The sequence below is a fragment of the Microbacterium sp. G2-16M genome, assembly GCF_055809115.1.
On record NZ_CM147897.1, the window covers coordinates 2559047 to 2582925 of the forward strand.

Here is a 23879-nt window from a genome sequence, read left to right on the forward strand (position 1 = left end):
CCGCCGTGACCCCGGTCATCACCGTGCAGGCCGGCGCCGCCACCGACACCGGCCTGCGTCGCCGGCTCAACGAGGACTCGTACGTCGCGACGTCCCCGGTGTTCCTCGTCGCCGACGGAATGGGCGGCCACCAGGCGGGCGAGGTCGCCAGCGCCACTGTGATCGACGAGTTCTCCCGCCTGATCGGGCGGCCGAGCGTCTCGGTCGAGGACCTGCGCACCACGTTCGACCGGGCACGGCTGGGCGTCGAGCGGCTGCCCAACGCCGGCGGCGCCGGAGCGGGCACGACCCTGACCGGGGTCGCGATCGCCGACATCGACGGCGACGGATACTGGCTGGCCATCAACGTCGGCGACTCGCGCACCTATCGGCTCAGCCAGGGCGAGTTCGAGCAGATCAGCGTCGACCACTCCGTGGTGCAGGAGTTGATCGACCGCGGCGAGCTCGACCAGGCCCAGGCCACGCGCGACTCGCGGCGAAACGTCATCACCCGGGCCATCGGCGCCGGCAGCGACGGCGATCCCGACTACTGGCTGATCCCGGCCGAGGAGGGCGACCGGATGCTGGTCTGCTCGGACGGGCTGACCGGCGAGCTGAACCACGAGCGGATCGACGCGATCCTGCGCGAGGAGGCAAACCCCCAGGCGGCCGCGACGCGGCTCGTGCACGAGGCGATCCTGCACGGCGGGCGTGACAACATCACGGCACTCGTGATCGATGCCATCAGCGTCCTCGGCGACGGCCGCTCGAGCGGCCGCGGCACGCAGCCGGTCTTCCCGGACGACGATGATGACCTGGATGCCGACACCCGACCCCGTGAACCGCGTCTGAGCGAAGGAGCCCGCTGATGGTCGCCGTGCGCTATGCCCCGGGCCAGGCACACCTGGTCGCCACCCGCGCCACGGTGGTGCTCATCGACGCCGACATCGCCACCGATCTGCTCACCCGCATCTGGCGGCAGGTGGACGAGGGACGGGGCCTGGCCGCCGTGCTCGAGGCGCTCACCGGAGCCTTCGGCACCTCGCTGGTCGCCATCCCGCCGTTCGTGGTCGCCGTCGCCGAGCCCGACGGCCTGCGGGTCGCGGTGCGCGGCGACATCACCGTGACCGCCCTCGGCGGCGACGCGCCCGCGCGCCTGACCGGCGTCGGGGTGACCACCTGGTCCGAGCGGGTCCTGTCCGGGATCACCCGCACCGAGATCCAGCTGTCCGCCCCCGGGGACGGCGGCGACGTCCGCCTGCCGCTGCGCGACGGCGTGGTCCGCGCGTCGGCGGTCACCGTGGACTGGACCCACGAGGATGCCGCGGCCGACCGGTCCGAGCCGGTGCCCGCGGTCACGGCCACCGTCCCCGTCCCCGCCGTCCCCGAAGAACCCGCGCCCGCGGCCGTGCAAGAGCCCGTGGCCGAAGACCCCGAACCCGAGGCCGAGCCGGAAGAATCCGAGCCGAAGCCGGCGGAAGGGACCGAGCCGAGCCTGGACACCTGGGTGCCGGCGGATGCGACGCTGATCCCCGAGATCACCGGCATCCCCTTCGATCTCGCGCCCACTCCGCCCCACGGTGTGCCGGCCGCCGACACCTCCGACGCGACGGACGTCGCCGATACAGTGGCTTCCGTGCGTGTCCGCGGAGATCATGACGGCGAGACCGTCTCGGTCGCCCAGGCACGTGCCCTGCGCGGCGCGGCTACGGCCGAGGACCCAGCCCACGAGCCGCTCGCCCCGCCGCGACCGACCGCACCCGGGCGACTGCGCCTGTCGACCGGGCAGCTGGTGGCCCTGGATCGCACGGTCGTCATCGGCCGCCGTCCGCGCTCCACGCGGGTGACCGGCACCGATCTGCCGCACCTGATCGCGGTCGAGAGCCCCGAGCAGGACATCTCGCGCAGCCACCTCGAGGTGCGGGTGGAGGGCGACAGCATCCTGGCCACCGACCTGCACACCACCAACGGCACCACGCTGCGCCGCATCGGCGCCGACCCGGTCCGATTGCACCCGGGCGAGCGGAACGTCGTCGTGCCGGGCGACGTGCTCGACCTCGGCGACGGCATCACGGTGACCGTGGAGGACATCGCGTGAGCCCCCGTCGGACCCCCGCCGCGCCGCCGGAGCTGCCCGGCTTCACGTACATCGACCTGCTCGGGTCGGGCGGGTTCGCCGACGTCTACCTGTACGAGCAGCAGCTGCCGCGCCGCCGCGTCGCGGTGAAGGTACTGCTGACCGATCGGATGTCGTCCGGCTCGGTGCGCGAGTTCACCGACGAGGCGAACGTGATGGCGATGCTGTCCACGCACCCCGCGATCGTGACCATCTACCAGGCCGGGGTGGCCGGCGACGGACGCCCCTACCTCGTGATGGAGTACTGCCCGAAGCCGAACCTGCAGGTGCGCTACCGGCGCGAGCCGTTCTCGGTCGCCGAGTCGCTGCGCGTGGGCGTGCAGGTCGCGGCCGCCGTCGAGACCGCGCACCGCGCCGGCGTGCTGCATCGCGACATCAAGCCGGCCAACATCCTGGTCACCGAGTACAACCGGCCCGCGCTGACCGACTTCGGCATCGCCTCCACCACCACGGCGGCCGCCGAGTCGGCGGGGCTGTCGATCCCGTGGTCGCCGCCCGAGTCGTTCGCCGACGTGCCGCGCAGCGACGTCCGCTCGGACGTGTACGCGCTCGGCGCCACGGTGTACACGCTGCTGGCGGGGCGCTCGCCGTTCGAGCTGCAGGGCCAGCGCAACACCGCCGCCGACCTCATCCAGCGGATCGAGACCATCCCGGTGCCGCCGCTCGGCCGGCAGGACGTGCCCCCGTCGCTGCAGCGCGCGCTGGAACGTGCGATGGCCAAGAACCCGGCCGACCGGTTCCCGTCCGCGCTCGAACTGGCCCGGGCGCTGCAGAAGGTGCAGATCGAGCTGTCGCTGGCGATGGCCCCGATCGACATCCTCGACGACGGGATGCCCGACGACATCGTCGAGGACGAGGACGACGGCCTCACCCGGGTGCGCGGCGTGGTCAGCATCGACCCCGAGACCGCGCCGGCGGCCGGGCTGACGCATCCCGCCGACGTCACCCACGCCGGCCCGCCGACCACCGCCCCGACCCGGCCGGCGCCCACCCTGCCCGGGCCGGCCGCCTCCGAGGACACCGTCGTGCGTACGCCGGCCGCCGCGCACGCGACCGCGCCGTCGCTGGACGAGACGGTGATGCGCATCCCCGACATCCCGGGGTCGCCCCCGGCCCCCGCCCTCGCCGATGCGCCCGCCGACCCGGCCGCCCGCTCCCGGCCGAAGATCGGCCTGTGGGCCGGAATCGGCGCGGGAGTGTTCGTGGTCGCGATCGTCATCGTCGCCCTGGTCGCCCTGCCCGCGCTCCTGGGCGACGCGAGCGCCGAGCCGAAGGCCAGCAGCACGACCAGCAAGCCGCAGGACGCGCTGCCGGCGACCGTGCCGGCCCCCACCGACCTGACCGGCACCGTGAAGGGCGGCCAGGTGGTGTGGACGTGGAAGAACGCGGACGGCGCCGCCGACGACGTCTTCCTCTGGCAGGACGTGTCGCGGGCGGATGCCCCGGGCAGCCCCCGCAAGGTGGACGAGGCGACCGTCACCCAGCCGGCCGACGACTCCGGCCGGACCTGCATCGCCGTCAGCACGCTGCGCGCCGACGGCGGCAGCTCGCAGGCCACGACGAAGTGCGTGTCATGACCGACGCGCAGACGAAGGACGAGCCGGTCACCGTCGAATTCGCCGGGGAGCGGTTCCCGGTGCATCCCGGGAGCGTGTTCACGGTCGGCCGCGAGGGCGACCTGGCGCTCGAGGACAACCTGTTCCTGCACCGGCACTTCCTCACCATCCAGTGCCAGGACGGGCTGTGGCTGCTCTCCAACGTCGGGTCGCGGCTGGCCGCGACCGTCACCGACTCGGGCGGACGCGTGCAGGCATGGCTGGCACCCGGCGCCCGCCTGCCGCTCGTGTTCGAGACGACCACGGTGATCTTCAGCGCCGGACCCACCACGTACGAGCTCGTGGTCCATGCCGCCGAGCCGGCGTTCCGCGAGACGGTGCGGTTCGAGGAGGACGACGGCCAGTCGACGATCGGCGACGTGCCGCTCACCCACAGCCAGCGGGTCATGATCCTCGCGCTGGCCGAGCCCGTGCTGCGGCGCGAAGGAGCCGGGATGAGCGAACTGCCCACGTCGGCGCAGGCCGCGCAGCGACTGGGCTGGACGCTGACCCGGTTCAACCGCAAGCTCGACAACGTGTGCGACAAGCTCGACCGGATCGGCGTGCCGGGGATGCGCGGAGGCGCCCGCTCCTACGCGACGAACCGGCGGGTGCGGCTGGTCGAGCATGCCATCGCCGCGCGCCTGGTCACCCGCGAGGACCTCCCGCTGCTGGACGCCGAGGCCGGCGACGACGAGGACGACGCCTGAATCTCAGCGTCCGGCGTCGAACAGGTGCCGTCCCTCGTGGCTGAGCACCTTCACCACGACCCCGCGCCGCTGCAGCTCGGCCACCGTGCGGGTCTCCTCGCTGATGTCGCGGCCGAGGGCGTGGATGCTGGCGACCACGAGCACATCGCCGCGGCGCAGCGTCCCGAACAGGCGGACCAGCCGCTCCTCCCACGACTCGAGCGTCTCCGGGGCCGGGTGGCGGAACCCCTCGATCGGCACCCCGAACCGGGTGAGGTCGTCGCGCTGCTGCATGATCGAGGGCATGTCGTCGCGGGCGACCACCAGGCCCACCAGCCGCGAGCCGGCCGGCCGCGCCTGCCACCAGCCGCGGTCGCGCTGCAGCTCGACGAAGCACTCCGGGCACTCGGCGGCGGAGTGCATCGGGGGGTGCGTGTGGTCGTGCATGCTCTCATTCTGCCCCGTGGCGGCCCGCCCATCACTCATCCTGCAGCCGCAGCTGCAGACTGAGCTGGTCGGCGTCCAGCTCGGCGAGCGAATGGCGCAGCGCGGCGGTGCTGAAGGTGCCGTCGTGCGAGAGCGTGTCCAGGCGTGCGCGCATCGCCTCGATCGCGGCCATCCGCAGCTCCAGCCGCTCGCGGGCCGCCACCGACCGGTCCTCGGCCGGCGGCGCGCTCATCCGCTCGGCCGCCTTCTCGGGCAGTCCCGGAGTGAACGGCGTCCCGTCCCGCTTGACCACGGTTCCGTTCTGCAGCGCGGTCACCGCGGCCTGCTGCAGCTCGGCGGCCAGCCGTGCCCGCTCCTCGGCGCTGACCGCCTCGGCCGCCTCGCCGCCCAGGCCCAGCCGGCGCACGAGCAGGGGCAGCGTGAAGCCCTGCAGCATGAGGCTGATCAGGGCCACCAGGAACGCGACGAACACGAGCAGCGCCCGGTGGTCCAGACCTTCGCGCGGCAGGGTCTGCGCGGCCGCGAGCGTGACGACGCCCCGCATCCCCGCCCAGACGATGACCGATCCGTGCTTCCAGTTCAGTGGCGAGCCCTCGTAGTAGTCGAGGTCGGCCAGCGACTGGGTGACCCGCGTGCGCATCGCGTTGACCCGTCGGTCGGTGCGCTCGGGGTCACCGCGGCGGCTGCGGTCCGGCAGCGTCTCGCGCCCGTCGGCCACGGCATCCAGCCGCGCGCTGAACCCGTTGAGCCGGTCCCGGTCCACGCGCCGGGCGCGGCGCCCGCTGCCGGACACGAGCAGCGCGACGTAGCCGGCACGGACCACCAGCACGATCGCCAGGGCCGACAGGGCCAGCCAGGCGCCGTGCCACAGACCGCCCGAGCCGGCGATGTTCGCGGAGATGACCTCGCGCAGCTCGAGGCCCATGACCAGGAACACCGCGCCCTCGAGCATCAGCTCGATGGTGTGCCAGTTCATCGTGTCGCTCAGACGCTGGTCCGGGGTCAGCAGACGCCGGCCGGCCTGACCGGTGACGATCCCGGCCACCACCGCGGCGACCAGGCCCGAGCCGCCCAGCTGCTCGGTGGGCAGATACGCGAGGAACGGCACGGTGAAGCTGATGGCGGTGTTGGCGGCCGACCCGCGGATCCACCTGCGCAGCAGCAGCGCCAGCCAGCCCACGACCCCGCCGATGATCAGCGCGGCCAGCACCGCCCACACGAACGAGCCGATCGCCGCCCAGGCCGAGAAGCTCCCCGCGATCGCCACCACGGCGGTGCGCAGCAGCACCAGGGCGGTGGCGTCGTTGAGCAGGCTCTCGCCCTCGAGCATCGTCACCACGCGGGGGCTGATCCCCAGCCGCTTCGCGATCGAGGTGGCCACGGCATCCGTCGGACTCAGGATGGCGCCCAGCGCGATGCCCACCGGCAGCGGCAGCCCCGGGACGACCAGCCAGAAGAACACGCCCAGCACGAGCGCGCTGACCAGCACGAGCACCACGGCCAGCCCCGAGATCGAGGTGAAGTCCCGCCGGAACTCGACGGCCGGCAGGTTCACCGACGCGGAGTACAGCAGCGGCGGGAGCACGCCGACGAGGATGATCTCCGGCGGGATCGGCGGGATCTCGACCGTCGGGATGAGGGCGATCGCCAGTCCCACGGCCACCAGCAGCAGGGGGCCGGCCACGCCCAGCCGCTGGGCCAGCGCGGTGACGATGACGATGACCAGGACCCCGACCACCGCGATGAGCAGTCCCAGCATGATCGGTTCCATGCGTGCTCCTGAGCGGTCTCGCGGTCGGGCGTACCTCCCGAGCCTATTCCTCGGGCCCACGCCGTGGAACGGGTTGCGGGCGGGGTTGCCGGGTTCCGGCGGTCGGGCACGATAACGTGTCAGGGGCGCGATCTGTGCGTCGTGACAGGGGGAGAGCGGTGAGCACACCGGCGGGTCTCGACGACATCCTCTATCCGGAGATCGAGCCGTACGACAGCGGGATGCTGCTGGTCGGCGACGGCAACCGGGTGGCCTGGGAGGTCAGCGGCAATCCCGAGGGCAAGCCGGTGGTCTTCCTGCACGGCGGCCCCGGCGGCGGCACGGCGCCGTGGCATCGGCGGTTCTTCGACCCGGAGCGGTACCGCATCGTGCTGCTGGACCAGCGCGGCTGCGGCAGTTCCACTCCGCACGCCTCGGAGCCGGACGCCGATCTGCGGCACAACACGACCTGGCACCTGGTGGCCGACCTCGAGCTGCTGCGCAAGAACCTCGGCATCGACCGGTGGCAGGTGTTCGGCGGGTCATGGGGGAGCACGCTCGCCCTCGCGTACGCGCAGGCGCATCCCGAGGCGGTCAGCGAGCTCGTGCTGCGCGGCGTGTTCACCCTGCGACGCCATGAGCTGGAGTGGTTCTACGAGGGCGGGGCATCGGTGCTGTTCCCCGATCTGTGGGAGGACTTCATCGCCCCGATCCCGCTGCTGGAGCGCTCCCGGATGATCGAGGCGTACCACCGGCGGCTGTGCGACCCCGACCCGGCCGTGCACGTGCCGGCCGCGGTGGCGTGGAGTCGGTGGGAGGCGTCCACCGTCTCGCTGCTGCCCGATCCCGGGCGCGTCGCCGAGGCTGTGGAGCCGGAGCACGCGGTCGCCTTCGCCCGGATCGAGAACCACTACTTCCTCAACGGGGGCTGGCTGCGCGAGGGCCAGCTCATCGACGACGCGGCGCGGCTGCGGGGCATCCCGGCGGTGATCGTGCAGGGCCGCTACGACGTGTGCACACCGGCGATGACCGCGTGGGACCTGCATCGCGCGTGGTCCGAGGCCGAGATGGTCATCGTCCCGGATGCCGGCCATTCGGCCGGCGAGCCGGGCATCGCCCGGGCGCTGCGCGCGGCGACGGACCGGTTCGCCGACCGCGGGTAGCCCCGCGCGGTCAGTCGCCGCCGGCGATCCGCTGGACGCTCCGGTGGGGGTCCAGCGCCGCCACGACCGGCTCGAGCGCGTCGGCGAGCGCGTCCAGCTGCGCGGGGGTCAGGGCGTCGATGACCAGGTGCCGGGCCAGGGCGATATGGCCCGGGGTCGCGCGCACGAGCGCACGCCGGCCGGCGGAGGTGAGCGTGAGGTTCACCGCCCGGCGGTCCGCGACATCCGTGCGCCGTTCCACGAGTCCCCTCCCGATCAGCTTCTGCACGACCTTCGACAGGCGGGGCAGGGTCGCGGCGGTGACGGCGGCCAGCTGCGACATCCCGAGCATTCCCTCGGGGGAGCGACGCAGCGCCGAGAGCACGATGAACTCGAAGTGCGTCATCCCGGCCTGGGCCTGCAGCTGGGCGTCCAGCGCGGCGGGCAGCAGCTGGGCGGTGCCGATCAGCGCGAGCCAGGCGCGCGCCTCGCGCTCGTCCATGCGGGGGACCTGGGCACTCATCCTGCACCTCCGGGAATATCCTGCCGCAGAACCCGTTCCACTAGATAGTTGCCATTACAACTTTATGGGAAAGGACCCAGTATGAGCACTGTCACCGTCATCGGCACGGGGAACATGGGATCGGCCATCGCGAAGATCGCCGCGAAGGGCGGCGCCGTCGTCCAGATCGCCGCGCGCGACACCGCCAAGGCACAGGAGCTGGCGGCCGAGGTGGGCGGCACGGCCGTCGGGCTGGACGCCGTCTCGGGCGAGATCGTCGTGCTCGCGGTGCCGTACCCCGCGCTGGCCGAGATCGCCGGCGAGATCGGCGACCGCCTGGCCGGCAAGGTCGTGGTGGACCTCACCAACCCGGTCGACTTCGCCACGTTCGACGGGCTCGTCGTCCCGGCCGACTCGTCCGCCGCTGCCGAGCTGGCGGCCGCCCTTCCGCAGTCCCGCGTCGTCAAGGCGTTCAACACGAACTTCGCCGCGACCCTGGCCACCGGAGCTGTCGGCGGCGCCGTCACGACGGTGCAGCTCGCCGGTGACGACGATGCGGCGAAGGACAGCCTGCGCGGCGTCATCGAGGCCGCCGGGCTGAAGACCGTCGACGCGGGAAGCCTCAAGCGCGCCCGCGAGCTCGAGGCGCTCGGCTTCCTGCAGATGGTCCTCGCCGTCCGCGAGCAGGTCGCCTGGACGGCCGGCTACGCGGTCCACGCCTGACGGTGCCACCGGCTGTCGTCGTCGGCCTCATCCCCGGATGAGGTCGGCGGCGACCTCGCCGATCACGATCGCGGGGGCGTTGGTGTGCCCGCGGATGATGGTGGGCATGATCGAGGCATCCGCCACGCGCAGGCCCTCGACGCCGCGCACCCGCAGGCGGGGGTCGACGACGGATGCCGCATCCTGCCCCATCCGCGCGGTGCCCACCGGGTGGTACAGCGTGTGCGAGTAGCGGCGCAGCGAGACCTCGGCGCGTTCGGCCGGCGACATCCGCTCTCCGCCGACGGGCTGCACCCAGGAGCCGGTCGTCACCGCGCGCAGCGCCTCGGTGTCGATCAGCCGTTCGCACACGGCGAGGCCGGCCAGCAGCGTCTCCCGGTCGACCGGGTCGCTCAGATACGCGGGGTCGATCAGCGGTTTGGCGGTCGGATCGGCCGAGGCCAGCCGCACCGTGCCGCGGCTGCGCGGCTGCAGCAGGATCGCGCCGACAGTGATCCCCTCGCCCGGCAGCGGCACGAGCCCCTCGCCCACGTACGGTGCGGCGGCGAAGATGATCTCGATGTCGGGGAGCCCGGCCGGTCCGCCGGCGCGCTCGGCGACGTCGGTGCGCACGAATCCGTACGCCTCGGCCACATTCGAGGTCAGCATGCCGCGCCGGCGGATCAGGTAGTCCGCCAGCTGCGCGGGCCTCTCCGCGCCGAACAGCGTGCCGCCTCGAGCGGCCGGCGCGAGCCCGGCGACGAGGTGGTCCTGCAGGTTCGCGCCGACCTCGGGCGCGTCCACGACGAGCGGGATGTCATGCGCGGTGAGCTCGGCGGCCGGCCCGATGCCGCTGAGCTGCAGCAGCTGCGGGGTGTTCACAGCTCCGCCGCACAGGATCACCTCGCGCCGCGCGCGGGCGTGCCGGGTCACCCCGGCGATGTCCACGTACACGCCGGTGGCGCGCGGGGCGTGCTCGGCGGAGCGCGCGAACGTCACCTTCCGCACCAGCGCGCCGGTCACCACCGTCAGGTTCCGGCGCCGGCGGGCGGGGCGCAGGTAGGCATCGGCGGTGGATGCCCGCGCGCCGCGCCGATGCGTGACCATCGTCTGTGAGAAGCCCTGGTCCCGGGGCAGGTTCGCCGCGGTGACCGGGTACCCGGCCTCGTCGGCGGCCCGCAGGAACGCGGCCGTGTGCGGACGCGGATCGCGCTGGTGCTCGACCGGCTGTGCGCCGTCGATGCCCTGCGTCGGGTCGGCGGCGTCCTGGGTGCGCTCGGCACGACGGAAGGAGGGCACGAGGGCGTCCCACGACCAGTGCTCCCCCGCGGCATCCGCCCACGCGTCGTAGTCCGCGGCGAACCCGCGCACCCACATCATCGCGTTCAGCGAGGACGAGCCGCCGAGCGTCTTGCCCCGCGGCCAGTACACGGTGCGATCCTCGAGCTGCGCCTGCGGCACGGTGTCGTAGTTCCAGTCGTACCGGCCGCGGAACAGCGTGGAGAACGCGGCCGGGACGTGCAGCTCCATCGCCTTGTCCGGCCCGCCGGCCTCGAGCAGCAGGACCGAGACGGCGGGGTCTTCGCTCAGGCGGGCCGCGAGGGCGGCGCCGGCCGAACCGGCCCCGACGATGACGTAGTCGGCGTCGAGGTTCACGACCGCATCGCCTGGGCGAGGGTGGCGACCAGGCGCGGGATGCTGTGGTCCATGTGCCAGCGGGTGAGTCCCTCGGCGACCGGGGTGGCCGTGCGCGAATCGACGAACCAGGGCGGCTTGGGCAGCGCCGAGAAGCGGTTCCTCCCGCCGACCGAACGGGGGAAGGGGCGGAACGGGCCGCGCATGACCGAGCGTTCGACCTGGTCGAGCAGGAGCGTGTTGTGCACGACTCCGATGCCGCTGGAGACGTCCTGGATCGTGCCGCCGGGGAACGCGCCCCAGGACAGGATCGGGGTGGCGAAGACGATGCCGGTCCAGGCGTTGACCGCGATGCCGCCGTAGCGCAGCGCGGCGATCGCGCGCTCGAACCCAGAGCCGAGGGACCGCTGGGTGTCAGGGTCGATGAGCACGTTCGCGCCGAGGGTGCCGGCCAGCTTGTCGTTGGCGTGCGCGACGGCCGCGTCGAGGAACTCCTGCCCGTTGCCGTCCAGCTCGACCACGCCCAGGACGGGGGCGAAGTACTCGGTGGTCTCCAGCGCAGTCGCCTCGCCATCGCCGGACACGTCGATCAGGGCGCGCGTGCGGTCGGCCGACCACTCCGCGTCCGGATAGTCTTCGGCCGCCTCCTGGAGCCGGCGCTCGCCGTTCGGGTACCAGATCGGCCGCGGGGGCGCGGCGGCGTACGCGGCGCGCAGCGCGGCCAGGAAGGCGTCGCGCTGCGGCCAGTCGCGACTGATGACGACGACCTGCCCGGCGATGCAGTTGTGGCCGCTGTTGTACAGGCGCATGGTCGCGATATGGGATGCCTGGTACGCCAGGTCCGCGTCGGTCCAGCGCCCCGGCACCACGATCATGGGCGAGACGCCGCCGAGCTCGGCGGTGATCGGCGTGGTCAGCTTCGGGTCGTCGGCCTTGCGTCGTCGGGTCGCCTCGGCGCCGGTGCCCCACACGATCGCGTCGAACGTCGCCGCCGAGCCGGTGATGTGGATGTGATCGAAGGCCGGATTCCCGGTCAGATACGCGCCGACATCCCCACCGCCCTGGACGATGCGCAGGAACCCGGGTTCGATCAGCGGCGCCAGCGCGCGCTCGTAGACGGGTACCAGCGAGTCCTGCGTGGGGTTCGCCTTCAGGACGCTGACCCGGTTCGAGGCCAGCAGCTCGTACAGCACGTCCAGCACCGGGATCGAGGTGATGTTCCCGGCTCCGAGGACCAGGCCCACGGTGGCGGGTTCGGCGGGCCGTCGCTGTCCGAGGCCGGCGGCGTCGCGCGCGGCGGCCTGAGTCGTCCCGGGTCGCAGCCAGACCTCGCCGGTGTAGCCCGACAGCAGCAGGCCGTCCATGCGCGAGGCGGGGAAGACGTGTGCGCGCAGGCCGCCGTGGGCAGCGGCATCCGTCTTCACGCCGTCCAGCGGGCTGGCGCCGCGCGCGAGTGCGCGCAGGGTGGCCAGGTAGCCGTCGAGGGCGGTGAGCATCGCGTAGGGTCCGGACAGCCACTCTTCGCCGAACAGCGGATGCGTCTCGTCCAGCCCCTTCGATCGTGCGGCGGTCATCGCCCACTCGTCGGCGCAGGTGACCACGGCGGCGCGGATGCGCTCGATCAGGCGGGCCCGCTGCTCCAGCGTCAGATGGCTCCAGGAGCGTGCCCCCCGCTGGACCGCGGCGATCGCGGCATCGAGGGGTGCCCGGACGTCATCCGACAGGGCGGATGCGGCGACCTTGCGCTTCGCGGGGGCCCGCTTCGGGGCCGGCTTCGGGGTGTTGCTGGTGGGCACGACGCTCTCCTTCGGGCGCTTCGGTCACAGTCTACGCATGGGACCCCGTCTCACCGTCGGTGCGACCGGATGCCGCCGACTCGATGTCGTGGCGGCGGAGCCGATACCGTCCCAGCGCGATCAGGCTGCCGGCGATCAGGGCTGCGGGCAGCACGCTGAAGCTGATGACGATGCCGGTGACCGCGGCATCCGGCTGGGTGACCGTGGTCCCGGCGGTCGAGGAGACGTATCCCGTGACGGCGAGCATGATCGACAGGGCCGTGGCGCCGAGGGCGAAGCCGATCGTCTCGCCGGCGGTCCAGACGCCGCTGAACGCGCCGGCGCGGCCGCGGCCGTGGGTGCGCTCGTCGTGCGAGATCACGTCCGGGAGCATGGCCATCGGCAGCGACTGCATCCCGGCGTAGGCGATGCCGGCGACGGCGACCGGCAGGTACGCCCAGTCGCCGGTGTTCCACTGCAGGCCCAGCAGCGACAGCGCCGCGACGGCGAACACGACGCTGGCGATCGCGAAGGACCGCTCCTTGCCGATGCGGTCGGCCAGCAGCCCCCACAGCGGCGCCGCGACGAACGCGGGCGCGATCAGGGCCACGAACAGCAGCTCGACGGCCGACTCGGAGTGCATCACCCACGTCGCGACGTACTGCGCGCCGGCCAGCATGAGCCCGGTCGCCAGCGCCTGCAGCAGGTAGGTGGTCAGCAGCGTGCGGAACGGGGCGCTGCGGCGGAGGGCGCCGATGCCGGCCGCATAGTTCGCGCGGATGCCGCCCTCCGCCGACAGCGCGGACGCGCTCGGGCCTGTGCTCGCGGCTGTGCTGGCGACCGTGCTCGCAGTCGTGCTCGCGACCGTGCTGGCAGTACCGGCATGTCGCGCGACGGTCGTGGCCACCAGCATCCCGAGGCCCAGCACGACGCCCGCGACGACGCCCATGACGAGGTAGCCGGTCACCGGGTCGCCGGTCACGCGGCGCAGCGCCGGGCCACCGGCGCCGAACAGCAGGATCGCGAGGGTGAGCATCACGACCCGCCAGGTCAGCAGGCGCGTCCGCTCGTTGTACCCCGGCGTCAGCTCGGCCGGCAGGGCGATGTAGGGCACCTGGAAGAGGCTGAACGACGTGGCGGTCAGCAGGAAGGCGATCACCACCCACACCGCGCCGAGGGTCGGGCCGAACGCCGGCGGCGCGGCGAACGTCAGGGCGAAGAAGAGCGGGATCGTGCACGCCCCGATGAGCATCAGCCGCCGCCGCGACCCGTGCCGCGCGCGGTCACGATCGCTCAGTGCGCCGACCACCGGGTCGATGATGACGTCCCAGATCTTGGCGAGGGTGATGACCAGCCCCGCCACGATCGCCGCCACCCCGAGCGAGTCGGTGAGGTAATAGGTCAGCACCAGACCGGGCAGCGTCGCGAACCCGCCCGTGCCGATCGAGCCGATGGCGTAGCGCGTGATCACGCCCACGCTCAGCCGCGGCGCGGGCGGGGTGGTGGCGGCGGCCTGGGCGGGCAGCCCGGCAGGTTCGGGCGCGGGCGGCCCGGCAGGTTCGTGCGCGGGCGGCCCGGCGGGTTCGGGTTCGGGCGCGGGCGCGGGCGAAGCGGTGTCGGGAGCGTCGTTGCTCATCGCGCCAGTGTACGGCCGCCGGCGGGATCGCCCGGCGCCTGCGTACCCGCGCCGCGCCGGCCCGCGCCGCGCCGGCCCGCGCCGCGCCGGCCCGCTCCGCCCGTACCGCCTCAGACCGCGCGGAGCGCCTCCTGCACGCGCGCCATCCCGGTCACGACCTCGGCGAACGAGGTCGACAGCGGGGAGAGCCCGATGCGCAGGCCGCCCGGATCGCGATAGTCCGGGATCACGTCCTGCTCCCAGAGCCGCGCCGTCACCGCGCGCATGGCGGGATGGGCGAGAGTGACGTGTCCGCCTCGCCGCGCCGCCTCGCGCGGCGAGGCGACGGTGACGCCCAGGGGTGCGAGCCACGCGTCGGCCAGCAGGATCGTGAACGACGTCAGGGCGATCGACTTCGTGCGGATCGGCCCGATCCCGACCTCTTCGATCAGCGGCACCATGTCGCGCAGCGCGATCATCGCCGTGATCGACGGCGTGCCCGACACGAAGCGGCGCATTCCGGCTCCCGGCTGATACTCCGGCCCCATCGCGAACACGTCGGCCGCACCCATCCATCCCTGGATCGGTGGGGCAAGTCGCTCCTGGTGCCGGCGGGCGACGTACGCGAAGGCCGGCGAGCCGGGTCCGCCGTTCAGATATTTGTAGGTGCACCCCACCGCCAGGTCGAACCCCCAGGCGTCCGCGGTCACCTCGACCGCACCGACCGAGTGGCACAGATCCCACACGATGAGCGCGCCGGCGTCGTGCGCGATCGTGGTGAGAGCCGCAGCATCCGCCATATACCCGGACCGGTATGCGACGTGGCTGAGCAGCACCACGGCGGTCTGCGGCCCGACTGCACCCCGCAGCTGCGCCGCGGTCACGCCGGATGCCATGTCCACATCGATCCAGCGGACGCGGCCGCCGCGCTCGGCGGCGATGCCCTCGACGAGGTAGCGATCGGTGGGGAAGTTGTCACGATCCACCACGATCTCCGCTCGCCGCGGGTCGGTCGAGTGCGCGAGATCGAAGGCCGCCCGCACCAGCTTGTACAGCAGCACGGTGGTGGAATCGCCGATCACGGTCTGCCCCGGCGCCGCGCCGATCGCCGCCGCGCCGATCCGGTCGCCGAGCGAGAACGGCAGGTCCATCCACGTCTCGTCCCACCCGCGGATCAGGCGCCCGCCCCATTCGTCGCGGACGAACGACGCCGCCCGGTCGACGCTGGCCCGCAGCGGCCGGCCCAGCGAGTTCCCGTCGAAGTAGATCAGCGGGGTCTCGGACCCGACGAACGCGTCGCGGTGGGCGCGCAGCGGGTCGGCGGCGTCCAGACCGGATGCCTCGGCCTGCGCCTGGGCGAGGGTGGGCGCCGCGTCAGGGCTCACGGGTGATCAGCTCCTCGGCAGGGACGACGGTCGCGCCGCCGAGCCAGGCGGGGATGCCCGCCTCGGCGTCGGGCGCGGGGCCGGTCACGAAGGTCGCCACGCCGCGGTCGAACGCGGCGCGTGGCCACGGGTCGGTGAGTGCGCCGATCAGCGCCGGGCCGCGGATCCCGGCCCGGTGCAGGCAGCGCAGCTCGGCCGGCACCAGGCCGGCCGGCCGATCGCCGTTGCCCAGGTCTGTGCCGTACAGCACCCGGCCGCCGGCGGCGGCGAACGCAGCGGTGTTGTCGATGGCGAGCTGCGGGTCATCGTGGATCGCCAGCGTCGAGATCCACCGCTGCCCGGCGGCGACCGCCGCGGCGACGAGGTCCTCGTCGACCCGCTCGGTGAACGGGGTGTGGGCGAGCACGTCGACTCCGGCATCCGACGCGAGCCGCGTCATCCCGTCGCCTTCGACGTGGGCGACGACCGGCAGACCCCGGTCGTGCGCCGCGGCCACCAGCACCTGCAGGGTATGCGCGTCGAAGACCGGGCCCTCGGTGCTGTGCAGGGCCACCTTGATGACGGATGCCCCGGCATCCGCCATCTCGTCCACCGAGGTCCGCGCCCCACCCGAGACTCCCGGCGCCGCCGAGGCCGAGGTGACGATGTGGACGATCTGGGCGGGCGCCCACGACCGGAACGACGGGTAGCCGCCCGGGACGGTCAAGAACGCACCCGCATATTCCACCTGCGGCATGCCGTGCTTCGGTCGTCGGGCGAAGTACGCCGGATCGCCGCCCAGATCGACGGCGCCGGCGATCCCGTGGGCGGGCAGCGCATGCTCGTCGACCAGGTGCAGATGCAGGTGGTGGTCGATCAGCGGCGCGAGCGCGACGCCGTCCTGGCCGGTCAGACCGCGGCGGCAGAATCGGGCCGACGGACCGAGCAGGGCCTGCAGGGCCTCGGCATCCGTATGCGCCATCTCAGGCCCCGATCTCGGTGCGGACCGCGTACAGCTCGGGGAAGAAGGTGAGATCCAGCGCCCGCTTCAGGAACCCCACGCCGCTCGATCCGCCGGTGCCCCGCTTGTGGCCGATGATCCGCTCGACCGTCTTGAGATGCCGGAACCGCCACAGCTGGAAGTTGTCCTCGAGGTCGACGAGCTCTTCGCAGGTCTCGTAGGCGCCCCAGTGCGCTGCCGGGTCGGCGTAGATCTCGGCGAACACTGGCAGCAGTTCGGGCGTGTACTCCCAGGCCTTCGTGACATCGCGCTCGAGGACCTCGGCCGGAACGGCATGCCCGGCGCGGGCCAGCAGCCGCAGGAACTCGTCATACAGGCTCGGTGCGCGCAGCGCCGCCTCGACCAGCGCGAGGTTCTCCGGATCCGCGGCGAACACCTTGAGCATCCCGGCGTGCTTGTTGCCCAGGGTGAACTCGACGGCGCGGTACTGCGCCGACTGGAAGCCGCTCGCGTTGCCGAGCACACCGCGGAACTGCGCGTACTCGCTCGGGGTGAGAGTGGCCAGCACCGACCACTGGTCGGTGATCGTCTTCTGGATGTGCTTGACCCGGGCGATGCACTTCAGCGCCGGGGCGAGCTCGTCTTCGCGCAGCAGCCGGCATGCCGCGCCGAGCTCGTGCAGGATCAGCCTCAGCCACAGCTCGGTGGTCTGGTGCTGGATGATGAACAGCAGCTCGTCGTGGTGTTCGGGCGAGCTGAGCGGATGCTGCGCCTGCAGCAGGGTGCCCAGCTGCAGGTATCCGCTGTAGGTCATGCGGTCTTCGAAGTCGGTGATCACCGATTCTTCGATCGTCCGGGTGTTGCGCTCGACGCCGTCGTCCACCGTCTCAGCTTAGGTCGCGCAGGTCGCTGAGCGGAGCGCATGAGCTTGCCCGCCGGTCGCTGAGCGAGCGCGTGAGCTTGCCCGCAGGTCGCTGAGCGAGCGCAGCGAGACGAAGCGCCCCGCCCGGGGACCGGTGCGCGGGCGTCAGATGAGCGAGAGCTCGCGCAGCTTCGCCTCGACGTCGCCGTTGGACGGCTCGACCTGGTGCGAGGCGTCCGGGTACAGCACGACCGGGATGTTCGTGCGGCCCGAGATCTCCTTGGCCACATCGGCGGCGGCGGGATCGGCGACGAGGTCGATGTACTCGTAGTCGATGCCGAGCTCGTCGAGCTGCTTCTTGGTGCGGCGGCAGTCGCCGCACCATTCGGCGCCGAACATCTTGATGGAGGTCGCGGAGGTCGTCATGCCTCCATTCTCCCAACCTCCTGCTGGGTCGGCGCTGTGCGCGATCGTACGATTTGGCCCACTGCACATCAAATTCGGCCCAGGATGATGTGCACTCGGCCACATCGTACGATTTCGACGCGAGAAAGGGCTGGTCAGGGGCGGCCGAGGCCGCGGTAGGTCCAGCCGGCGGCACGCCAGCGGGCCGGGTCGTAGCTGTTGCGACCGTCCACCACGTTCCGCGCGCCCACCAGGGCGCCGACCACCTCGGGGTCGAGGTAGCGGTACTCGTCCCACTCGGTGACCAGCACGATCGCGTCGACGCCGCGGACGGCATCCTCGAACGAGGCGCGGTAGTCCAGCTGCGGGTGCAGCGCGCGCGAGTTCTCGATCGCCTCGGGGTCGGTCGCGCGCACCTCGACGCCCAGCCCCTTCAGCCGCACCGCGACATCGAGTGCGGGAGAGTCACGCACGTCGTCCGAGTGCGGCTTGAACGCGAGGCCGAGCACCGCCACGGTCTTGCCGTACGGCTCGTGGTCCAGCAGTTCGACCACGTTGTCGACGACCTTGCGGCGCCGGCGCAGGTTGATCGCGTCGACCTCCTTGAGGAACGCGACCGATTCCCCGCGCCCGAGCTCTTCGGCGCGCGCCATGAATCCGCGGATGTCCTTGGGGAGGCATCCGCCCCCGAACCCCACCCCGGCTCCGAGGAAGCGCCGTCCGATCCGTGGATCGAAGCCGATCGCATCGGCCAGCTGGGTGACATCCGCGCCCGTCGCCTCGGCGATCTCGGCCATCGCGTTGATGAACGAGATCTTCGTGGCCAGGAACGCGTTCGCCGACACCTTGACCAGCTCGGCGGTCGCATAGTCGGTGAGCACCAGCGGCGTCTCGGCCGCAATCGCGTCCGCGTAGACCTCGCGCAGGGCGGCTTCGCCGGCGGATGCCGCGTCCGCCGCGGGCGGCAGCCCGAACACGAGGCGGTCCGGGGTGAGCGAGTCCTTCACCGCGAAGCCCTCGCGCAGGAACTCCGGGTTCCAGGCCAGCACCGCCCCCGACCCGGCCTCGGCGATCCGCTCGGCGAGTCGGGCGGCGGTCCCGACCGGGACCGTGGACTTGCCGGCCACGACATCCCCCGCATTCAGGTGCGGCAGCAGCGATTCGATTGCGGCATCGACGTAGCGCAGATCGGCCCCGTGCGAGCCGCGCAGCTGCGGGGTGCCCACCGCGACGAAGTGCACCTGTGCGCCCCGGACCTGCGCGATGTCGTCGGTGAAGCGCAGCCGGCCGCTGGCGGTCGCGTCGCGCAGCAGCTCGGGCAGGCCCGGCTCGAAGAACGGAGCCTCTCCGCGTCGCAGCGCGGCCAGCTTGACCTCGTCGACATCCACGCCGATCACGTCATGGCCCAGCTGCGCCATCGCCGCGGCGTGCACCGCCCCCAGATACCCGCACCCGATCACACTGACTCGCATGGCTCCTGATCCTACGGGGCGCCTTCGACCGGGGAGCGATCCGGGGCCCTGGTGAGCTCGCCCAGCGTCGGCTGAGCAATGCCGATGACGCCAGCACAACGTCAGGTGCGCATGCGACGATGGAACCGGCACGACGCACCCCGCGTCGTCCGCATCACGGAAGTCCCATGCAGCTGTCGATCATCGTCCCGACGTACAACGAGGCGCCCAACGTGGCCGAACTCGTGCGTCGCACGGTCGCGGCGATCCGCGGCGTCGATGCCGAGATCATCTTCGTGGACGACAGCACGGATGCCACACCCGCCGCGGTGCGCGAAGCCGCGGCCGGGCTGCAGGGCGGGCCGGATGCGCCCGTGCCGGTGCGGCTGATCCATCGCGAGCACGCGACCGGGGGCCTGGGCGGCGCCGTCGTGGAGGGCATGCGCGCGGCGGAATCGGATGTCTGCCTGGTGATGGACGGCGACCTGCAGCATCCGCCCGAGGACATCCGGCTGCTGTGGGACCGGTTCGCCGAAGGCGACGTCGATCTGGTCGCGGCATCCCGCTACCTCGGCGACGGGTCGGCGCAGGGGCTGGCCGACCGCACCCGCGTGCTCATCTCGCGGCTGTCGACCATGATCACCCGCGCGATGTTCCCGATCCGGCTGCGCGGCGTGTCCGATCCGATGACCGGGTTCTTCATCGTCGACCGGCGCACCATCGACCTGGACGGGCTCAAGCCGCGCGGGTTCAAGATCCTGCTCGAGATCCTCGCGCGCAAGAGCCTGCGCGTGGCCGAGGTGCCGTTCCGGTTCGCCGACCGGTTCGCCGGCGAGTCGAAGGCGTCGGTGCGCCAGGGCGTGCACTTCCTGGTGCAGCTGACCGGCCTGCGGTTCGGCAAGATGTCGCTGTTCGCCATCATCGGCGGGCTCGGCGCCGTGGCGAACCTCATCATCATGTGGGCGCTCACGCAGCTGGGGATGCATTACATCCCCGCCGCCGTGATCGCCGCCGAGCTGACGATCGTCGGCAACTTCGTGCTGCAGGAGCGCTTCGTGTTCCAGGACATGAAGGGCGAGGCATCCGGTGTGTGGTCGCGGTTCGCGAAGTCGTTCGCGTTCAACAACGCCGAGGCGGTCGTGCGCATCCCGATGATCGCGCTGCTGGTGAACACGTGGCACCTGTCGAGCGTGATCGCGGCCGCCATCACCCTGGCGCTCGCCTTCGTGGTGCGGTTCATGTTCCACTCGCTCGTGGTCTACGCGCCGCGCAAGGCCGGTGCACCCTCGGTCGCCCGCGAGATCGTCGACGAGCTCGACGCCCAGGCGATCGCCCCCGGCGAGCTGTAGCGGGGGACCACCCCCAGCTCGCTGTGCGAGCTCGAGGCACCCCCTCAGCTCGCTGAGCGAGGGAGCGAAGCGCGGTCGCCACCCCCCAGCTCGCTGAGCGAGGGAGCGAAGCGCGGTCGCCCCCCCTCAGCTCGCTGAGCGAGGGAGCGAAGCGACCGAGACGAAGCGCCCGGAACGAAGCGCCCTGGTCGTCGGATCTCAGACGAACTCGACCACGGCCCCGATGGCACGGTAGACGGTGGCCGCACGTCGGTCACGGCTGATCATCAGCGTCTCCGCCTCGTGGGCGGCCGCCGCCACGAGGGCGTCGAACACCGCCCCTCCGCCGATGCCGGCTGCGGGCAGCTGCGCGAACAGGCGATCTGCCCCGTCAGTCGACAACTGGTGACCTGCGGGGAATCCGGCCTTGATGGCTCGATGGGCGGCCGCAGGCGACAACCGCCACGGCCGGGGCTGACGGGTCAATACCGAGAACGTCTCGAACGCGGCGTGGCCGGCCAGTCCGAGCTCGTGGCCGCGGACCCGCGCGGCGACGGCGACATGTGCTTCGTGATCGAGGACGAGCAGTGCGATGGCGGCGCTCGTGTCCAGGAGGAGACGCTCAGCGCTGCTGGAGGCCAAGGCGCAGCTCGCGGACGTCGTCGTCGGTCATGGTCGAACCGCTGGCCGCCACCACGAGGCGGCCGTCCTCGTCCTGGACGAGAGGATCTGCGACGTCGGGCACCTCAATCTGAAGTACGTTCCCCACGACGTGGATGTCGACGACCCCAGCGCTGATCCCGACGGCGTCCCGCAGCTCCTTCGGGACGACCAGGCGTCCGGAACGATCGATGGTGGTCCGCATACCATGAGAATACCATCGGAATGGCATGTGATCGCCAGTTCCGCTCCGGCCTCCCGCAGATCGCTGAGCGAGCGCAGCGAGACGAAGCGCTGTGCCCTCACACGAGGGTCAGCGTCTCGCCGTCCTCGCGCGTATGTCCGCGCCGATGTCGGCGCGTCCGTCGACGTCGGCGGTGGGCTGGATGCATGTCAAATAGGCGGGGCACGGTCGGTCCCGATTTGACCAGGGACGCTAACTATCCTTGCCCGCGCAGGCCGTTCGGACGCGCGCGCAGACTACGCGGATCGTTGCCTCTGAATCCTCCACACCGCGCACCTCGGAGTAGTTATCGTTCCGGCTCAGTCGCCTCATGACACCCTGCCCCTGCCCCTGTCCAACCTCGAAGGCAAGCCAGCCGCCGTCAGTCAGCACTTTGGGTGCGTCCTCGATCAGCCGTAGCAATAGATTTACCCCAAGCGGACCGCCGTCGAAGGCCATAGATGGCTCGTGTTCGGCGATCTCCGTTGCCATATCCCCGACCTTCGATGTGCTGATGTATGGCGGGTTGCAGGTCAGCACATCGATCCGACCCGCGTAGGGGAAGAATGGCGCGACCAGATCACCCGCGGTGAATTCCACGCGACGGCTCAGACCGAGATGCTCGGCGTTGAGGTGCGCCAGCGCGATGGAGGCCTCGCTCAGGTCCGCCGCGAAGACGTGGGCCAGCGGGACGCGCGCGGCGATTGCCAGCGCGACGTTGCCGCACCCGGTGCAGGCGTCAGCGACATTCACGTGACCTTTCTCCGCGATGGTCGCGCGCGCCAGCTCGATTCCGGTCTTCGCCAGCAGTTCGGTCTCTCGTCGCGGCACGAGTGCTTCTGGGCCGACGAGCATCTCCATACCGGAGAACCATTGGCGCGCGGTGATGTGGGCAAGGGGCTCTCCGGAGAGACGCCGATTGATGAGGCTGTCGAGTTGCTGGAGTCCTGCGCGGTTGAGCGCCGGCGGGCGAGCGCGTGTCGCCGCGACAGCAGAGACACGGCGTCCGGCGGCTAGCCACCACAACGCGTAGAACGTGCTGGTCGCGTTCTCCTCCGGCTTGTCTATGAGCGTCTGTAGCGCGGCACTCAAGAGTGAGAGCCGGAACGCATAGCCGGGCGGCAGCACGTCGCTGATTTCTGAACCCGGGACTCGCCCGGATTCAGCCGGACCGTCGTGGCTTTTCACTGTCGAATTCTGCCTTCCGTGCTGAACCGCATCGCGTTGCCGATGGCACGAGGTCACCCTTCGGGGCATCCTACAAGCAGACCTGTCGCCGCACCCGTCGCCGGTCGCTCCCGGGTTGCGATTCTCAGACGTGGCGGCTTGCGGCGATTTCTCGGTAGACGACATCGAGCGCAGCCATGGCCTTGTCCTCGCCGAAGAGCGACTGCATCACGTGTCGACCGGCATTTGCGCGGGCCGTGCGAAGGGCATCGTCGGAGAGAAGTCGGTCGAGGACCTGCGCGATCTGCGCAGCCGAGGCGTCCGGAAGGAAATAGTCGACATGCTCCTCGTCTCGGAGGTAGTCCGTCCACGGCCGGATGCGGGAGAGGGCACACGCCACGCCGCTTTGCAGCGCCTCAACCGCGGTGAGCCCAAAGCTCTCGGTTGTGGAGGGCGAGAGAAAAACGTCGGCATCCGCATAGAGCGTGTCCACGTCCTCGACGTGGCCGAGGATCCGGACGCGCTCACCGAGGTCACCCACGGCCGCGTGCGCTTCGTCCATCAACGGGCCGTCCCCCGCCATGACCAGTACCGAATCCGTGAAGGTGCAGGCGCGGAACGCCTCGACCGCCAGGAGGGGATTCTTGGACGCGACCATCCGACCGCAGAAGAAGACGATTCGCGTCTGCTCGTCGATGCCCAGTCTCGCCCGCGCGGCGCCGACGGCAGCGATGGGTGGCGGCACGATTGCTGAGACGACGTGAATGCACGATGGGTCGATGCCGGCCGCGACCTGCTCGTCCCGCTGGCTCGCGCTCGGCACCACGACCGCGTCGGCCGACGCGGCCACGGCAACGTGCTCGCGCACTTGCTCGATGCTCGCGCTAGCCAGGTCGCCGGAGCCGTGCAACCACACTACGAACCGCACGGAACGAGGAAGCACGCGACGAATGGTGCGCAGACGCTCCGACAACATATCCATGCCCGAGTGGACATGCATCACATCCGGCCGAGCGCCAAGGAGCCGCATTCGAGCGAGCTCCATCAGCAGGCCGCGCACATCGACGCGCCGGATCTCCAACCCGGAACGTTCCGCCATCGCGCGCACCGCGTCGAACTCTTCGGCGATGATCGCTTCCACCGTGACAACTCGGCCACGTGCACGTTCTGCCGCAGCGATCCGGAGGGGGGCGAGTACCCCCCCGCCCGCGCTGTGCATGCGGATGAGGTGACTTACGTGGTGCATACTCGGCGCCGGAGGATGGGGAGGTCGCTGTTCTTCATTTCTGCCTTCCAAAGACTGCTTGACATCACAAGCCAGGGTCGGCCACGGGTCGATCCTCGCATGCGCGGGCACGAGAAGTCTTAGGTGTTCGTTTCGCATGCGCACGGTCAGTTGCTCTTGCGCCGATATACTCCCACCGAGAGCGTGCTGGCTTGTAACGGGATTCACCGAGCGCCGGATCATCGATGAGCAGCCGTGAAAGGAA

Annotated in this window: 22 protein-coding genes; 7 read left to right on the plus strand and 15 right to left on the minus strand. The window is 71.5% G+C overall.

Features of this window, described 5'->3' with window-relative positions; genetic code table 11:
- Nucleotides 1–5 precede the first annotated feature (5 nt).
- Genes AC0L6F_RS12105 through AC0L6F_RS12120 form a run of 4 tightly spaced genes read left to right on the plus strand, consistent with a single transcriptional unit; the run spans nt 6 to nt 4421 of the window.
- Nucleotides 6–848, plus strand: coding sequence for a PP2C family protein-serine/threonine phosphatase (locus AC0L6F_RS12105; RefSeq protein WP_473538076.1), 843 nt, complete (start codon nt 6–8; stop codon nt 846–848).
- Nucleotides 848–2077, plus strand: a complete 1230-nt coding sequence (locus AC0L6F_RS12110; RefSeq protein ID WP_473538077.1) for an FHA domain-containing protein — start codon at nt 848–850, stop codon at nt 2075–2077. Before AC0L6F_RS12105 ends, AC0L6F_RS12110 begins: the two co-directional genes overlap by 1 nt.
- Nucleotides 2074–3693 carry a serine/threonine-protein kinase gene (locus tag AC0L6F_RS12115; RefSeq protein WP_473538079.1) on the plus strand — a complete coding sequence of 540 codons (1620 nt, stop codon included), beginning with the start codon at nt 2074–2076 and terminating at the stop codon, nt 3691–3693. Before AC0L6F_RS12110 ends, AC0L6F_RS12115 begins: the two co-directional genes overlap by 4 nt.
- The gene (locus AC0L6F_RS12120; RefSeq protein WP_259613294.1) at nt 3690–4421 is read left to right on the plus strand and encodes an FHA domain-containing protein; all 732 of its coding nucleotides are present in this window, start codon (nt 3690–3692) and stop codon (nt 4419–4421) included. Before AC0L6F_RS12115 ends, AC0L6F_RS12120 begins: the two co-directional genes overlap by 4 nt.
- 3 nt (nt 4422–4424) lie before the next feature.
- Here AC0L6F_RS12120 and AC0L6F_RS12125 read toward each other — a convergent pair whose 3' ends face one another.
- Nucleotides 4425–4823, minus strand: coding sequence for a recombinase family protein (locus AC0L6F_RS12125; protein WP_274638492.1), 399 nt, complete (start codon nt 4821–4823; stop codon nt 4425–4427).
- A 55-nt stretch (nt 4824–4878) separates the two neighbouring features.
- The gene (locus AC0L6F_RS12130; protein WP_473538080.1) at nt 4879–6618 is read right to left on the minus strand and encodes a cation:proton antiporter; all 1740 of its coding nucleotides are present in this window, start codon (nt 6616–6618) and stop codon (nt 4879–4881) included.
- A gap of 158 nt (nt 6619–6776) precedes the next feature.
- On the opposite strand from AC0L6F_RS12130, the gene pip reads away from it, so the two are divergent.
- Nucleotides 6777–7760 (plus strand): prolyl aminopeptidase, encoded by a 984-nt coding sequence (pip, locus tag AC0L6F_RS12135; RefSeq protein ID WP_473538081.1) that lies wholly within the window; start codon nt 6777–6779, stop codon nt 7758–7760.
- A gap of 10 nt (nt 7761–7770) precedes the next feature.
- On the opposite strand, the gene AC0L6F_RS12140 is transcribed toward pip, so the two are convergent.
- On the minus strand, nt 7771–8262 hold the full coding sequence (locus AC0L6F_RS12140; RefSeq protein WP_473538082.1) for a MarR family winged helix-turn-helix transcriptional regulator: 492 nt from the start codon (nt 8260–8262) through the stop codon (nt 7771–7773).
- An 81-nt stretch (nt 8263–8343) separates the two neighbouring features.
- Between AC0L6F_RS12140 and AC0L6F_RS12145 the strand changes: the two genes are divergently transcribed.
- Nucleotides 8344–8964 (plus strand): NADPH-dependent F420 reductase, encoded by a 621-nt coding sequence (locus AC0L6F_RS12145; RefSeq protein WP_473538083.1) that lies wholly within the window; start codon nt 8344–8346, stop codon nt 8962–8964.
- 27 nt (nt 8965–8991) lie between these two features.
- On the opposite strand, the gene AC0L6F_RS12150 is transcribed toward AC0L6F_RS12145, so the two are convergent.
- From AC0L6F_RS12150 to AC0L6F_RS12185, 8 genes are all read right to left on the minus strand, one after another.
- Nucleotides 8992–10599: a GMC family oxidoreductase gene (locus AC0L6F_RS12150; RefSeq protein ID WP_473538084.1), complete on the minus strand. Its 1608-nt coding sequence runs from the start codon at nt 10597–10599 to the stop codon at nt 8992–8994.
- Nucleotides 10596–12374 carry an aldehyde dehydrogenase family protein gene (locus AC0L6F_RS12155; protein WP_473538085.1) on the minus strand — a complete coding sequence of 593 codons (1779 nt, stop codon included), beginning with the start codon at nt 12372–12374 and terminating at the stop codon, nt 10596–10598. Before AC0L6F_RS12155 ends, AC0L6F_RS12150 begins: the two co-directional genes overlap by 4 nt.
- 31 nt (nt 12375–12405) lie before the next feature.
- Nucleotides 12406–13989 (minus strand): MFS transporter, encoded by a 1584-nt coding sequence (locus AC0L6F_RS12160; protein ID WP_473538086.1) that lies wholly within the window; start codon nt 13987–13989, stop codon nt 12406–12408.
- 110 nt (nt 13990–14099) lie between these two features.
- The gene (locus AC0L6F_RS12165; RefSeq protein WP_473538088.1) at nt 14100–15353 is read right to left on the minus strand and encodes a kynureninase; all 1254 of its coding nucleotides are present in this window, start codon (nt 15351–15353) and stop codon (nt 14100–14102) included.
- Nucleotides 15343–16314: a hypothetical protein gene (locus tag AC0L6F_RS12170; protein WP_473538089.1), complete on the minus strand. Its 972-nt coding sequence runs from the start codon at nt 16312–16314 to the stop codon at nt 15343–15345. The genes AC0L6F_RS12165 and AC0L6F_RS12170 overlap by 11 nt, the downstream gene beginning before the upstream one ends.
- A gap of 1 nt (nt 16315) precedes the next feature.
- Nucleotides 16316–17176 (minus strand): tryptophan 2,3-dioxygenase, encoded by an 861-nt coding sequence (kynA, locus tag AC0L6F_RS12175; protein ID WP_274636834.1) that lies wholly within the window; start codon nt 17174–17176, stop codon nt 16316–16318.
- Between the two features lie 144 nt (nt 17177–17320).
- Nucleotides 17321–17581 (minus strand): glutaredoxin domain-containing protein, encoded by a 261-nt coding sequence (locus AC0L6F_RS12180; protein ID WP_473538090.1) that lies wholly within the window; start codon nt 17579–17581, stop codon nt 17321–17323.
- Between the two features lie 134 nt (nt 17582–17715).
- A complete protein-coding gene (locus tag AC0L6F_RS12185; RefSeq protein WP_473538091.1) occupies nt 17716–19032 on the minus strand; it encodes a UDP-glucose dehydrogenase family protein in 1317 nt (438 codons plus the stop codon).
- Between the two features lie 167 nt (nt 19033–19199).
- Between AC0L6F_RS12185 and AC0L6F_RS12190 the strand changes: the two genes are divergently transcribed.
- Entirely contained in the window at nt 19200–20360 is a 1161-nt protein-coding gene (locus tag AC0L6F_RS12190) for a glycosyltransferase (protein WP_473538092.1), read from the plus strand.
- 198 nt (nt 20361–20558) lie between these two features.
- Here the strand turns inward: AC0L6F_RS12190 and AC0L6F_RS12195 are convergent, their stop codons facing one another.
- The 4 genes from AC0L6F_RS12195 to AC0L6F_RS12210 all read right to left on the minus strand — a co-directional run bounded on the left by AC0L6F_RS12195 (nt 20559) and on the right by AC0L6F_RS12210 (nt 23530).
- On the minus strand, nt 20559–20981 hold the full coding sequence (locus AC0L6F_RS12195; RefSeq protein ID WP_473538093.1) for a PIN domain-containing protein: 423 nt from the start codon (nt 20979–20981) through the stop codon (nt 20559–20561).
- On the minus strand, nt 20962–21204 hold the full coding sequence (locus AC0L6F_RS12200; RefSeq protein ID WP_473538094.1) for an AbrB/MazE/SpoVT family DNA-binding domain-containing protein: 243 nt from the start codon (nt 21202–21204) through the stop codon (nt 20962–20964). Before AC0L6F_RS12200 ends, AC0L6F_RS12195 begins: the two co-directional genes overlap by 20 nt.
- Before the next feature lie 231 nt (nt 21205–21435).
- On the minus strand, nt 21436–22410 hold the full coding sequence (locus AC0L6F_RS12205; protein WP_473538095.1) for a N5-glutamine methyltransferase family protein: 975 nt from the start codon (nt 22408–22410) through the stop codon (nt 21436–21438).
- 124 nt (nt 22411–22534) lie between these two features.
- Complete coding sequence (locus AC0L6F_RS12210) at nt 22535–23530, minus strand: glycosyltransferase family 4 protein (RefSeq protein ID WP_473538096.1); 996 nt, start codon at nt 23528–23530, stop codon at nt 22535–22537.
- Nucleotides 23531–23879 lie beyond the last annotated feature (349 nt).